Origin of the sequence: Algoriphagus sp. (genome assembly GCF_046296635.1) — a bacterium.
Classification (GTDB): Bacteria; Bacteroidota; Bacteroidia; order Cytophagales; family Cyclobacteriaceae; genus Algoriphagus.
The window spans coordinates 23,501-37,367 of sequence record NZ_JBKBKZ010000024.1 but is presented as its reverse complement, the minus strand read 5'-3'; the positions used below and the strand labels follow the sequence as shown (position 1 = coordinate 37,367).

14 protein-coding genes are annotated in these 13,867 nt (G+C 41.8%); 5 read left to right on the top strand and 9 right to left on the bottom strand.

Going from position 1 to position 13,867, the window contains the following annotated elements:
* The first annotated feature begins 57 nt into the window (after positions 1-57).
* Complete coding sequence (locus ACK4HU_RS16100; protein ID WP_409808463.1) at positions 58-1,404, top strand: ATP-binding protein; 1,347 nt, start codon at positions 58-60, stop codon at positions 1,402-1,404.
* Between the two features lie 78 nt (positions 1,405-1,482).
* A complete protein-coding gene (locus ACK4HU_RS16095; protein ID WP_409808462.1) occupies positions 1,483-2,697 on the top strand; it encodes an ATP-binding protein in 1,215 nt (404 codons plus the stop codon).
* Positions 2,698-2,935: 238 nt separating this feature from the next.
* Here the strand turns inward: ACK4HU_RS16095 and ACK4HU_RS16090 are convergent, their stop codons facing one another.
* The 3 genes from ACK4HU_RS16090 to ACK4HU_RS16080 are packed head-to-tail and all read right to left on the bottom strand — an operon-like array spanning position 2,936 to position 3,662.
* Positions 2,936-3,157, bottom strand: a complete 222-nt coding sequence (locus ACK4HU_RS16090) for a type II toxin-antitoxin system HicB family antitoxin (protein WP_409808460.1) — start codon at positions 3,155-3,157, stop codon at positions 2,936-2,938.
* A gap of 18 nt (positions 3,158-3,175) precedes the next feature.
* A complete protein-coding gene (locus ACK4HU_RS16085; protein WP_409808459.1) occupies positions 3,176-3,433 on the bottom strand; it encodes a hypothetical protein in 258 nt (85 codons plus the stop codon).
* 28 nt (positions 3,434-3,461) lie between these two features.
* Positions 3,462-3,662 (bottom strand): hypothetical protein, encoded by a 201-nt coding sequence (locus ACK4HU_RS16080; RefSeq protein WP_409808457.1) that lies wholly within the window; start codon positions 3,660-3,662, stop codon positions 3,462-3,464.
* Between the two features lie 287 nt (positions 3,663-3,949).
* Here ACK4HU_RS16080 and ACK4HU_RS16075 point away from each other — a divergent pair, with 287 nt between their 5' ends.
* Complete coding sequence (locus ACK4HU_RS16075; RefSeq protein WP_409808456.1) at positions 3,950-5,191, top strand: metallophosphoesterase; 1,242 nt, start codon at positions 3,950-3,952, stop codon at positions 5,189-5,191.
* Positions 5,192-5,512: 321 nt separating this feature from the next.
* Here ACK4HU_RS16075 and ettA read toward each other — a convergent pair whose 3' ends face one another.
* Positions 5,513-7,192 carry an energy-dependent translational throttle protein EttA gene (gene ettA, locus ACK4HU_RS16070; protein WP_409808454.1) on the bottom strand — a complete coding sequence of 560 codons (1,680 nt, stop codon included), beginning with the start codon at positions 7,190-7,192 and terminating at the stop codon, positions 5,513-5,515.
* Between the two features lie 131 nt (positions 7,193-7,323).
* Between ettA and ACK4HU_RS16065 the strand changes: the two genes are divergently transcribed.
* Together ACK4HU_RS16065 and ACK4HU_RS16060 are read left to right on the top strand one after the other, a co-directional pair.
* A complete protein-coding gene (locus tag ACK4HU_RS16065; protein WP_409808452.1) occupies positions 7,324-8,574 on the top strand; it encodes a DUF349 domain-containing protein in 1,251 nt (416 codons plus the stop codon).
* A gap of 77 nt (positions 8,575-8,651) precedes the next feature.
* Positions 8,652-8,873, top strand: coding sequence for a DUF2795 domain-containing protein (locus tag ACK4HU_RS16060; RefSeq protein ID WP_026952747.1), 222 nt, complete (start codon positions 8,652-8,654; stop codon positions 8,871-8,873).
* 82 nt (positions 8,874-8,955) lie between these two features.
* On the opposite strand, the gene ACK4HU_RS16055 is transcribed toward ACK4HU_RS16060, so the two are convergent.
* The 5 genes from ACK4HU_RS16055 to queA all read right to left on the bottom strand — a co-directional run bounded on the left by ACK4HU_RS16055 (position 8,956) and on the right by queA (position 13,663).
* Positions 8,956-9,690: a LytR/AlgR family response regulator transcription factor gene (locus ACK4HU_RS16055; RefSeq protein ID WP_409808450.1), complete on the bottom strand. Its 735-nt coding sequence runs from the start codon at positions 9,688-9,690 to the stop codon at positions 8,956-8,958.
* Positions 9,687-10,724 (bottom strand): sensor histidine kinase, encoded by a 1,038-nt coding sequence (locus tag ACK4HU_RS16050; protein ID WP_409808448.1) that lies wholly within the window; start codon positions 10,722-10,724, stop codon positions 9,687-9,689. Before ACK4HU_RS16050 ends, ACK4HU_RS16055 begins: the two co-directional genes overlap by 4 nt.
* Before the next feature lie 33 nt (positions 10,725-10,757).
* Positions 10,758-11,624 carry a LiaF transmembrane domain-containing protein gene (locus ACK4HU_RS16045; protein ID WP_409808446.1) on the bottom strand — a complete coding sequence of 289 codons (867 nt, stop codon included), beginning with the start codon at positions 11,622-11,624 and terminating at the stop codon, positions 10,758-10,760.
* Positions 11,625-11,761: 137 nt separating this feature from the next.
* Positions 11,762-12,439 (bottom strand): 2-C-methyl-D-erythritol 4-phosphate cytidylyltransferase, encoded by a 678-nt coding sequence (locus ACK4HU_RS16040; RefSeq protein WP_409808444.1) that lies wholly within the window; start codon positions 12,437-12,439, stop codon positions 11,762-11,764.
* A 174-nt stretch (positions 12,440-12,613) separates the two neighbouring features.
* Positions 12,614-13,663: a tRNA preQ1(34) S-adenosylmethionine ribosyltransferase-isomerase QueA gene (queA, locus tag ACK4HU_RS16035; protein ID WP_409808442.1), complete on the bottom strand. Its 1,050-nt coding sequence runs from the start codon at positions 13,661-13,663 to the stop codon at positions 12,614-12,616.
* Positions 13,664-13,867: the final 204 nt, after the last annotated feature.

Here is a 13,867-nt window from a genome sequence, read left to right as displayed (position 1 = left end):
ATTATGTTACAATATATTCAATTATTTACCCTTACTTTGTGACAAATATTAAAAAAAATGAGCTTCAAAAGACAGGTTTTCAAACAGTTAAATGACTGGAAATCCAATCCCTCTCGAAAGCCACTGATTATCCGAGGAGCAAGACAAGTTGGGAAGACTACTTTGATTAAGGAATTTGCCAAAGGCTACTCGAAATCTATCCTTCTGAATTTGGAAAAATCCAGCGACCGTTCATTTTTCGAGGACTTCGAAGATGTTAAAACAATCCTTGAAGCCATCCTAATCAGTAGAAATCTCAGTTCGTCCGATCTGTCCTCGACCTTACTTTTTCTGGATGAAATCCAGGAATCCCCAAAAGCAATTCAACTACTACGTTATTTCTATGAAGAGCTACCCGAGCTGCCTGTAATTGCGGCAGGTTCCTTACTTGAATTTGCCTTGAAGGATGTGAAAAGCTTCCCTGTCGGCCGAGTGGAATTTCTCTATTTGTATCCGATGAATTTCCCGGAATACCTTGAAGCCATTGGGCAGCTAATCGCCTTGGAGCAATTTGAGCAAATCCCTGTCAAGCCGGTTGCAAATAAAGTATTGATGAATCTGTTTCACCGCTATGCAATCATTGGCGGAATGCCTGAAGTCATTAAAAACGACTTGAAAAGACAAAATCTTGCGGACCTGCCTCCTATTTACGAAAGCATCGGGAGCACTTACAAATCCGATATTGAAAAATATAGCAGTAACGACACGGAGCGGAAAATTATCCGCCATTTAATGAATTCAGCACCACTTGCATTGGACCAGCGAATTAAATTTCAAGGCTTTGGAAACTCTAATTATCGCTCCAGGGAAATTGGGGAGTCTTTTCGAATTTTGGAGGACGCCAAAATTATGCGCCTCATTTATCCTACTACTGACCTTTCGGCTCCTATGCAATCGGATCTAAAGAAATCCCCAAGAATCCAACTTCTTGACACAGGATTGGTGAATTACACCTTGGGAATTCAAGGGCAACTACTCGCTATGGAAGATCTGAGCTCAGCATATAAAGGAGCATTGATTCCGCATTTGGTCACCCAGGAATTGATTTCAACATCTTTTCAGACCGATCAAAAACCGAATTTTTGGGTCCGGGAGAAAAATCAATCCACCGCAGAAGTGGATTTGGTAATCCCTTTCCAAGGTTTAGCAATTCCTATTGAAATCAAGTCTGGCGCAACTGGTTCTTTGCGGTCCTTACATCAATTTATAGATTCAGCCAATCATGGTTTTGCCGTGCGGATTTATGGTGGAGAATTGAAAATAGAAGACACTCAAACCCCAGCAGGCAAATCGTATCGACTACTTAATCTACCTTACTATCTGGGAACGCAGGTTCAAAAATATTTAAAATGGTTTATCAGTTAAAAGCTTGTATTTGAAAAACAAGATATCTTGTATTTCAAATACAAGCTTTTATATTTACATTGATTTACAGGCTTTTAAATGATACAAATAGATATTCTAGCACAAGTAATTGAGGAGCAAAACCAAAATTTTCTCCAAAAACAGCTCATTTCCAGGGAAGAAACCATCCCTATCCAATCTAATCAAATACTTGTAGTCAGTGGAGTGAGGCGCTGCGGAAAAAGTATTCTGATCCGCAAAAGTCTTCCTTCCTCTGAGCCCGGTCTTTATCTGAACTTTGAGGATCCCAGATTAGTAGATTTTGAAGCGGTTGATTTCCCAAAACTCGAACAACTCAGAGATGCAATGGGCAAAACCTCCATACTCTTGGATGAAGTCCAAAGTGTGGCAGGTTGGGAAATATTTGCCAGATCCCTTCATGAAAAAGGTAAAAAGCTCTACATCACAGGCTCGAATGCCAGCATGCTGAGTCGAGAACTGGGAACTCGTCTCACTGGACGCTACAAACAAACGGAATTATTCCCCTTTAGCTACAATGAGTTTTTGCTTTTCAAAAACTTATCACCAGGAGAGGAGAGCTTCGAAAGCTATTTCCTGACAGGTGGATTTCCCGAGTTTCTGCACAATCAAGATCAAGATTATTTGAGAACTCTTTTCCGAGACATACTTACGCGTGATGTGGCTGTAAGACGAAACATAACTAACGAAACTTCGCTGATACGGCTGGGTGTATTTCTATGTTCCAATGTGGGCAAGCCCTTCAGCTATTCCCGAATAGGAAGCCTATTGGAGATAAAGTCAGTCAGGACGGTAATCGATTATTGTGATTACCTCGAGGAGAGTTATCTGTTTGATTTGATACCAATGTATTCCCCTTCGATCCGCAAGCAGTTGGCCAATCCAAAAAAAGCATTTTGCGTTGACCCTGCCTTGGCTGCTGCAAATTCACTTTCCTTCAGCAAGGATCTGGGCAGAAAGCTTGAGAATTATGTCTATCTCCATCTCCGACGATCTTTCAAAGAAATCCAATATTTCCAAAATAAGGATTCTGAGTGTGATTTTGTGGTCAAATTGAACGAAGGAATAATTGGGGCGGTACAAGTGTGTTGGGAACTAAACACTGATAATCTCCAACGAGAAATCAAAGGATTAAAAGCTGCATTATCCGAAACACAAGCTCCAAAAGGGGTTTTGCTTACATGGAATCAAGAAGATTTACTCGAAGGTCTAGTGGTAATGCCTGTTTGGAAATGGCTTCTAATGCCTGCGAAGGAATTTTTCGGAATAGGCTAAACTTCCTACTCTGTTTAATCGCCTCCAAGAAAAAAGTCACCGCTCCTAAAATTAAAGCTCCTCCCAGCATCCAATTTGATACCGGAAACAGGTCTAAATACTTCGCCATTAGAAGGACTGGAATTAAGATGGCGGAGAGACCATATAATTTGTCAATAGGTTTTTTGATCATGATCTATTAAGGCTAAAAAGGCGCAAATATTTAAAACCATTGAAAGGAATTTTCTTGTGATAAAATCTAGCTCACAACCAACGACAACTCCAAACTATTCATGTCATTTGGGATTTCCTCATTATTTGCTTCCATGTCCTCCAAGTAAAGAGAAATCGCTTCAGCAGCCATTTTCTTTGCTTCTTCGATTGTTTCTCCCCATGTCACACAACCTGGGAGTGAAGGAACTGTGACTGTATAGCCACCCTCAACTTCTGGAGTCAATTTAATTCTAAACACTCTTTCCATAGTGTGAAAATACGGAATTCAAATGTAAAGGTGCCCGATGTGAAAGGATATTATTCGCTTCATGACATCTCTCAAAAATTGCGGGTCGAGAATGTACTTGCCGTCTTTCGTGTAGGATTCAATATATTTTTTTCCATAAAATTCATCCTTGACGATTTCACCACTCGCGTCTTTCGTAAAAAGCATCATCCACCTTCCAACCAGTAGAGGATCTCGCTCGGCCTTCTGGGAAAAAGCTAGAATAAAAACACTTAATAAAACTAAGACAATGCGCATAGCCTTAAAATTTAATCAATTACAAACTTCAAGGTGCTTTCTTTTTTTGACTTTGATAAGCCTTAATACCTGCAATCTGCCCAATCACAATTAGAACCATGGCTATTGCGGTAAAATTAGGATGGTTTTTCCCCTCTGGAATCAGTCCGCTTTCCCAGATAGATAGACCCCCAACCACAACTGATGCAACTAATAAAATGGAATGGAAATAAAATCTTCGCTTACTCACAGTCCAATTAACTAATCTTGAATTAGAAAATCAAACTTTTCCAAAAAAACAAACCCCTCGGAGATTAGCTCCTCGATGGGTTCGGTTTTTGATTTCTCACTTTAAAATTCTGATTTTGTGCCTTCGATTCCCTACCAATGGTAGACAGGCGCTCAGGCAGTAGACTGCCCACTGCCACTGCCTACTTTTTCTGATTTTCCAACTTGCTTTGCTGCTCCCCGTTCAGGTATTTTTAATGCCCCCAAACTTTATAGTCCTACCTTATACAATACGCCATTCCTAGTCCAATGCTTTTACGCATACTATTCTTCCTAGTCTTTATCGGTCTGATCGACTGGTATTCCTTCCAAGCCTTCAAGACGCTATTCCCAACACAAACCTGGATCAAGGCTGGATTTTGGGTCTTTTCCATTCTCATCTACCTCTTCACCATATATGTATTTCTGACCTTCGACAGAGGGAATGTAAGTTTAAATTTTGGCAGGCTCGTATCGCTTTTGGTCCTGTCCATCCTTCCTAAGCTAATTATCCTGGCATTCCTGTTTGGAGAAGATATCTTCCGCTTTTTTACTGGTATTTTTCAATCCATGAGCGGAAATAAGGATGGGGATTTTTTACCAGACCGAAGAAAATTCGTAAGCCAAACAGCCTTGGTGCTTTCTGCAATTCCTTTTTTGGGCATCCTGCATGGCGTATTGATCGGCAAGTACCGTTACCGGGTAGTCAATCATACGCTGGAATTCGAGGACCTGCCGGAGGAGTTTGATGGCTTTACCATCACCCAGATCTCGGATATTCACTCCGGGAGTTTTGACAATAAACAGAAACTGGAATACGGCGTGGACCTGATCAATCAGCAAAAATCCGATATCATTCTGTTCACCGGAGACTTGGTCAATAACCATTCAGGAGAAATGGAGCCATGGATCGAGACCTTCAAAAAGCTGGAGGCACCCATGGGCAAGTACTCCATTCTGGGCAACCATGACTACGGGGACTATATGGCTTGGCCAAGCAAGGAAGCTAAGGTTGCAAACCTCCAGCGCTTATTCCAGATACAGGAAGAATTGGGATTCAAGCTGCTACGCAATGAAAGCGTCCAACTTCAAAAGCTTGCCTTAAGTGGAGTCGAAGGGGCAACAGCGAGCATTGACCTAATTGGGGTGGAAAACTGGGGAAAAGGTTTTGCGCAATATGGAGATCTAAAAAAAGCTACAGCAAACCTTAGCGATCAGAGTTTTAAAATATTGATGAGCCACGACCCATCTCACTTTGATGAGAAAGTTAAGTCTTTCTCCCAATTCATCCACCTAACGCTAAGCGGCCATACGCATGGAATGCAGTTTGGAATCGAAATCCCCGGAATCATCAAATGGAGCCCTGCTTCGCTTCGATACCCTAAATGGGCAGGACTGTATGAAGAACTCGGACGATACCTCCATGTAAACCGTGGATTTGGATTTCTAGCCTTCCCCGGCCGGGTGGGTATTTGGCCAGAGATTACGGTTCTGAAATTGAAGAGGAAGTAGTTGGGACTCCATAGATAAATAAATAGTTAAGGTTAAAGAAAGAACCAATAATTTCAAATCCAAAAAACGAATCCCTCGAAGATAAGATCCTCGAGGGGTTCAATTTCAGATTTCTGACTTTAAACTTCTGCATTGAAGCCTTCGACTCTTGTCCCACTGAGCTAAGCCGAAGCGTCAGGCTGACAATCTGCAAACTGCCACTGCTTACTCCTCTTTCAGATTTCTTACTTTAAACTTCTGCATTGAAGCCTTCGACTCCCCGCCGCAGCGGGCAAGCTGCACAGGCTGACAATCTGTAAACTGCAAACTGCCACTGCCAACTTATTTCAGATTCTTATACCGTATCCGCTTCGGCGTCACGTCACCCAATCGCTTTTTCTTGTTCTCCTCATAATCAGAGAAGTTTCCTTCAAACCATACCACTTGAGAATCGCCTTCGAACGCCAAAATATGCGTGCAAATTCTGTCCAGAAACCATCTGTCGTGGGAAATAATCACCGCACAGCCACCGAAATTTTCCAAAGCTTCTTCCAAAGATCGCAGCGTGTTCACATCCAAGTCGTTGGTCGGTTCATCGAGTAGCAGCAGATTTCCACCTTCTTTAAGCGTGATGGCCAGATGAACTCGATTTCGCTCTCCGCCTGAGAGGACGCCTACCTTTTTTTCCTGATCCGAACCTGCAAAGTTGAACTTGGACACATAGGCTCTGGAGTTGACTTCCTTGTTGCCTAGCTTCATTAGCTCATTGCCATCCGAGATCAATTGATAAACAGTCTTACTGGGATCAAGCGAGTCATGTTCCTGATCGACATAAGCAAGCTTAACCGTCTCTCCTACTTCGAAATTTCCTGAATCCGCTTTTTCCTGTCCCGTGATCAATTTGAAAAGCGTGGATTTACCAGCTCCGTTTGGTCCGATGATTCCCACTATTCCACCTTGAGGCAAGGAAAAACTCAGATTTTCAAATAGCAACTTATCTCCAAATGCCTTAGACACATTATTTACCTCGATGACTTTGGCTCCCAATCTTGGTCCCGGTGGGATGAAAAGTTCCAATTTTGCTTCTCGCTCTTTGGATTCCTCTCCGACTAATTTGTCATAAGCGGAAAGTCTTGCTTTGCCTTTGGACTGTCTGGCTTTAGGAGACATTCGAATCCATTCCAATTCGCGCTCCAAGGTTTTTTGACGCTTAGATTCTGTCTTTTCCTCTTGCTTCAATCGTTGCTGTTTTTGATCTAGCCAAGAAGAATAATTGCCTTTCCAGGGAATCCCCTCGCCACGATCCAATTCGAGAATCCAGCCGGCCACATTATCTAGGAAGTACCTATCGTGAGTTACTGCGATGACCGTGCCCTTGTAGTTTTGCAAATGCTGCTCCAGCCAATGCACGGATTCCGCATCAAGGTGGTTGGTCGGTTCATCAAGTAGCAATACATCCGGTTCCTGAAGCAATAAGCGGCAAAGCGCCACTCGTCTTTTTTCGCCGCCGGACAGGTTGGCCACGTTTGCGTCGCTTGGAGGCAGTCGTAAAGCATCCATTGCCTTGTCAAGCATCACGTCGAGTTCCCAAGCATTGGCAGCGTCCAGCTTCTCCTGAACCTCACCCTGACGGGTGATCAACTTGTCCATCGCGTCCGGATCATCCATCAGCGCCGGATCCATGAATTTCTCGTTGATTTCTTCGAATTCCTTTAGCAAATTGACCGTGTCAGCGACAGCTTCTTCGACCACTTCTTTCACTGTTTTAGTCGGATCAAGCTTTGGTTCCTGCTCCAACATTCCGACGGTATAGCCTGGAGACCAGACGACTTCGCCAAGGAATTCCTTGTCCATACCGGCAATAATTCGAAGCAAAGAAGACTTTCCCGAGCCGTTCAAACCCAGGACACCGATTTTGGCACCATAAAAAAAAGAGAGGTAAATATCTTTAAGAACTTTTTTCTGCGGGGGGTAAATTTTGGAAACCCCTGCCATAGAAAAGATAATTTTTTCTGAGCTCATACTGGAATTTTTATTGTTGAGAATGGAATTGAAACAAGATGGCAAAAATATGGCTTTCTTAGGATAAGTGAAGGCTAAATGATTATTTTGCGAAAAATTGAAAGCGACCACCTATAACCTATCGAATTGAAATGGAACATCCGTATGGATATATCAAAGACAGCAAAGTCTATTTGAAAGGTTTTTTAGGGAGAAATGACCGAGAAATCGGTGAAGTGAAGGAAGATGCCTCCTCCACAATCAGCTATTTCGAATCGCGATTTGAGCTAATAAAAGATAAAGTAACCAAATTAAAATCAGACATTGAGAAAAACCAAAACAAGGGTTCCTTCCTAATGAAGCTTATTCATTTGCGTGATTCACTTTACGAATCTGATGCTTTAGGGGATTTCATTCCATTGATTGAGGAACTTAATGCCCAGGAAAAATTTTTAAATGAAATCATCCAAGCCAATCGCTCCAAAAATCTGGAAGTCAAAAAGTCTTTGATTTTGGAAGCGGAGGCAATGAAGAATGATACGGACTGGAAGAATACTGCTGAATTTTTCAAAGAACTAAAAATGCGTTGGATCAAAACCGGTCCCGTGGAAAAAGAAATTCATGAGGAGCTGGAGCAAGAATTCAACGACTCAATCCAGACTTTTTTCGAAAACAGAAGGCATTTCTTCGAGGGAATGGCTCTCCAAGCCGAAGAAAACATCAAAGTATATGAAGCTTTAGTCATTCAAGCCCGAGAGGCTCATGATCTTCCTGATGCTAAAATGGCTTTTGAAATCAGTAAGCGAATTCAAAAAGAATGGAAGGAAGCAGGAAAAGTACCGGCAGAAAAGCGGCAGCCGCTTTGGGATGAGTTTTCCAAACTGAACAACCGGATATTTTCAAGATACAAAAGAGGACTCAATCCTGGTCCTCAAATGAATCCAAGAGAAATATTGCGAAAAATAGATGACATGGTCGATGAGCTTAAGAAAATGGCGCATCAACCAACTTCCTATGCGATCACTACCCGAGCCAAAGCAATTCAGGAAGACTGGAAAAAACTTCCGATGCGAAAGCCTAAAGAAGCGAATCTTCCCGCCAGATCGTATCAGTTTTTCATGGATATCATTTTCGAGAAAGCATTCCTTGAAAAACTGGCTCACAACAAATATTCAGACTTTGATTCTATGCCGCTTCAGGAACAGAATCAGATCAAGTCAGCGATAGTCAAAGACTTACTTCATCGAGATCAAAGCGAATTGGACACCATGCAAAACAATTCGGACAACTTCCGGGTACAGACTCCTGACTTTGAAATGATGATGCGAAAAAAGCTATCTGGGGTGAAGCGAAAAATAGATGTAAAAAACTATCTATTGAAGCAACTTTCTCCTCGGATTTAAGTAGACACTACTTATTCAAAAATTCACTAATCTTGCAACCTTAAAAAAATCGAAAAATACCTTTTAAAATAAACACTATGTACTGGACACTTGAACTAGCATCCTATCTGGAGGACGCACCCTGGCCAGCGACCAAGGATGAGCTTATTGACTACGCCATCCGATCCGGCGCTCCACTGGAGGTAGTGGAAAATCTCCAAGAACTCGAAGACGATGGAGAGCCCTATGAGACCATCGAAGAGATCTGGCCTGATTATCCTACTAAGGATGACTTCTTCTTCAACGAAGACGAATATTAAAAACCAAAAGCCTCGGAATTCCGGGGCTTTTTTTTCTGGTAACCCCTCCAAGGGTTTAAAACCCTTGGAGGGTTAACAAAACCTAAAGTCCTAAAACTTGCCTGAGTCGAGCATATCCGGTTTTACTGACAGGAATCTGTTCGCCTCCACGGAGTTTGACGAAATAGGTGTCCCGTTCATAGGGTTCGATTCCCGTAATCCCATTTAGATTGATGATAAAAGACCGATGTACTCGGGCGAATTTTGCGGGATCCAGAGTTTCTTCTAAAGTCTTCATGGTCATCTTTTTAAGATATTTCCCACTGGGTGTGTGAATTGTTACATAATCATCCTCCGCCTCAAAATAAATCACCTCTTGAATGGGAATGATTTTGATGTCATTTTTCACTCTGACCACCAATCGATTACTTTTCTCTGCCATGTAAGCTGAACCTCCTTCTGAATCATTCCCTTCTGAAGCCTTTCCCCTACTTTCCAAAAAGCGATCAATCGCTTGCTTAAACCTCAGCTCTGAAAATGGCTTTAATAGGTAATCCATCGCCTTGGCATCAAAAGCCTTCAGTGCATATTGGTCAAAAGCAGTCGTAAAGATCACTGCAGGCGGTTCATCCAATAACTCCAACAACTCGAACCCTGTGATTTTTGGCATTTGCACATCCAGAAAAATCAAATCTGGCTTGAGAAGATTTATCGCTTTCAAGCCTTGAAATCCATCCTGACACACTTCCACCACTTCGAATTGCGAAAACTCCATCAAAAACTCCTGAATGATTCCAGCCGCTAAGGGTTCGTCATCGATAATTATAGTCTTTATCATAAAAACTGTGGGATTTTAAGCCTGACTTTAAAAATGTGATCCTCAGCTTCACACTCAAGCAAGTCAGTTCGTCCAAATAATAAGAATAGGCGTCGCTCGACAGAACTTAGTCCAAATCCGGTTCCTTCTACTGCCGATGACTCCGGATCAAAAGGATTAAGGACCTCCAGAATAAAATGGCTTCCTTCTTTTCTTCCTGAAATCTCGATTTTCACCTCACCTGTCACTCCGTAGAGTCCATGTTTGATGGCATTTTCTACCAGAGGCTGGATCAGAAGCTGTGGAAGTTTGATTTGGTAATACTCCTCCGCTACTTTAAAATCAACTTCCAATCGGTGTCCAAATCGTACCCGCTCGATATCCAAGTACATTTTGAGATAATTCAATTCTTCTTCCAAAGAAATCCACTTCTGAGCGTCTTTTCGGATCGTTCCTCTCAAAAACTCCGATAGCTGCAAAACCATCTCGCGTGCTTTTTTGGGTTGGGATACAACCAATGCATTGATAGAATTGAGGCTATTGAATAAGAAGTGAGGCTGCAATTGTTGGCGCAGCTGTGCCAGCTCGGCTTCTTTGGATAACTGAAGCATTTGGGCTTCCCGTTTTCTCACTTCCTCCTGAACCTCCAATCGCGAAACTACCAAAGCTAAAACCGAAATCAACTGCTCTGCCATCGCCAAAATAGTCCACCTGAGATAAAAACTTTTTGTAAGAAAATCAAGGTATTCCTCCTCATCAAATCCCCATACCAGCACATAGCGATGAGCCATCACACCTATCCAACTCAAAATCAAGGGTACCGCAAAAAGAAGCCACAGGTTTTTCCCTTTTGGAGCAAAAAGACTGAAAACCCGATCCAATACAAAAATTCCTCCCAAGAAAACCAAGGAAAAAATAAATGCATCGATCAGCGCATGTTCAATTTCGACATCATACCTTCTCAACAAAAGAAAACATCCCAGAAACCAGATGACTCCGGTTCCGGGGATGATCCATTTTCCAAGTTTGGGATTTGAAAAAGCGTTAAAAAACAAAGTGGTTGTGGTTTTTAGCTGGTTTGAATGTCGTTAAAAGGATTTGATTTCCAAACCTCCGAAGAGAATCGTGCCTTTCAAGACCACGACTTTATTTGGATCAACACCGCCCTCTCTGAAATAGCGCTTATCCTCGATACCAGCGGCAATGTTGCTCACCTCGGTGCGGATGTCCCAGTGTGGAGGCACAATCATTTTCACTCCACCGAAAATGATGTCGATCTGAATCGTGATTACTCCATTGAAATCCGAAGAGGTCAGGTCAAGGTCAACACCTCCAAATGCGGCAGTGATTTTGCCACCTTCAAAGTTCTTCGTCATCAACTTTCTGTTCACTCCGCTGAAGATCGCATCAATATTCAATCGATCAGCAAAAGCGGTTCCGGTAGTTCGAGTAAACCCTGTTCCAGTCGCAAACTGTGCACCTTGAGTGAAGGAAGAAGAGCTTGTAGTTGAGTTAGTGCCTGAATTCTCATCGACTACTTTTGCTTCTTCCACATAGCTTTTTGTATAGCTGGAATCAGTCTTTCGCTTCTTTTCCCAATCATTTCGGACTTGATCCAAGACTTTATTTTCCCTTTGCTTTTGCAATATCAAATAGATTCCGAGTGCTATCAGACCTAATGGCCAGATATATTGTCCCAGACCAAAGTCAAAATTGAATTCATTTCTCAATAGGAAATAGGCTCCAAGGAATAGCATAATAAAGCCGAAGAAGCTTTTGAATTCGTGCTTAATCACGGCAAAAGTACCGATGGCAATCAAAATCATGGGCCAGGTCGTGACCCATCCAGGAATAAATATCCCTGCTTTTCTTAATAAAAGAATGATACCAATGCCGAGGATAATGAATCCAAAGGCAATGCTTCCGTCGTTGTTGTTTCGTTTAAATTCGTTCATGGCGTGGTGTGTTAAAGTGATGATCAAAAGTACACCAGGTGCTAAACCCTCGAAATAAGCAATAGGTCAAGCCTTGGAAAAAGTCGGTGAAAGCGGAGATTTAGTCGGTAAAACCGCAGGAAGAAATTTCGCCGTTGCTATTTTTCTTTGGATAGCAGAAAATCAGCATAATCAAGGTCATCCGGGGTGGTGATTTTGATGTTCTCAGCATTGCCAAAGATAAGAGATACGATCCAACCCTGATTTTCATAAACGGTAGCGTCGTCAGTGAATTGAGGCAATTCATCGACTTGGAATGCTTTTTTGATTTTAGCGATCTGAAAAGTCTGAGGTGTCTGTACAAGTCGGAAATATTGTCGCTCCTGGAAAGTACTCACACCATTCTCATCAAATTTTCGGATGGAATCTTTCAAATCCACAACTGCGATAGCACTACCCGATTTATCAGCCTGTGCAAAGCTTTCAATGATCACTTCCTTTTTCACAAAGGGTCTAACTCCATCGTGAATAGCTACTAACCCATCTTTAAATGGAAGTGCATTTAGTCCATTTTTCACAGACTGAAATCTGGAATTTCCTCCAGCAATAACCTGATGAGCCAGTGAAAACTTATATTCTTCACAGAGTCTTTTCCAGAGGGGAAAATCATATTCGGGTAAGACTAACATCAAAAAAATGTCTGGATCAGCTTCATGAAATTTTTCCAAGGTATGCATGAGAACAGGCTTTCCTCCTATCGGCAAATATTGTTTAGATACAGGTCCACCCATCCGGCTTCCCTTTCCACCCGCTACCAAAATTGCTGCTTTATTCATTTGGAAATTTAGATTTTTTTAAGCCCAATTTTGAAGGTAATGACCAAACTTAAATTTGGAAAACTACTTAGATGCTTTTTTGACTTAAACATCTGACAAAACCTTCCTGCAGCCAGGTCTATGGAAACTTTTAAAAACCTCAAAAAAAAAAGCCCCTTTCGGAGCTTTTTATTTTTAGAGAATCAACATCGCATCTCCGTAGGAGAAGAATCGATATTTTTCCTTAATGGCTTCTTTATATGCCTTCATCACTAGATCGTACCCCCCAAATGCAGAAGCAGTCATCAACAACGTGGACTCAGGCAAATGGAAATTAGTGATCAAGGAGTTGGCAATCTTGAATTCGTAAGGAGGAATGATGAATTTATCGGTCCACCCATTGCTTTCCTTTAACCTGCCACCGGCTGTTACAGACGATTCGATGGTTTTCAAAGAAGTGGTTCCAACTGCCACCACTCGTTTCTTGGCATCAAGTGATTCATTGACCAATTTCACAGTACCTGCCGGAATATTATAATTCTCGGAGTCCATCTTGTGCTTGGTCAAATCTTCCACATCTACTTGACGGAAAGTACCCAAACCCACATGAAGTGTAATTGGAGTTACTTCAACACCCTTCAGCTCCAATCTTTTCAACAATTGAGGTGTAAAATGCAAACCGGCTGTTGGTGCTGCTACCGCTCCGACATTCTTTGCAAAAACGGTTTGATATCTTTCTCTGTCTTCAGGTTCGATTTTCCTGTCGATGATTTCTTTCAATAGTGGTGTTTCACCAAGCGTATCTATCGTTTTTTCGAATTCATCATGGTTTCCATCAAACAGGAATCGGATAGTGCGTCCTCTTGAAGTCGTATTATCAATTACTTCAGCTACCAAATCACTATCACCAAAGTAAAGTTTGTTTCCGACACGTATTTTTCGGGCAGGATCTACCAAAACATCCCAAAGGCGAAGTTCGGGATTGAGTTCCCTTAAAAGAAAAACTTCAATTTTGGCACCCGTTTTTTCCTTGTTTCCATATAATCTGGCAGGGAAAACTTTGGTGTCATTAGTAACGAATACGTCTCCTTCCTCAAAATAATCAAGTATGTCCTTGAAAATCCTATGTTCTATTTGGCCTGTCTTCCGATGAACCACCATCAAGCGTGAGTCATCACGGTTTTCTGTAGGATAAAGGGAAATCAGTTTTTTGGGGACATCAAATTTGAAGTCTGATAATTTCATCTATTTATAATTTTTTTAACGGTCAGGTGAAATCTCGCATGGTGAATAATCATCCTATTGGGTGACGTTTTAGCCGTGCTCGCTTTCATATTAGAGCTTTAGGAATCTTACTCGATCTTGTAATTCTGTTAATTGCTTTAAAAATTGCAAAGTTAATAACAATAATGTCCAAATTCAGCTAACTTGACAAATTGTTTTAACCAA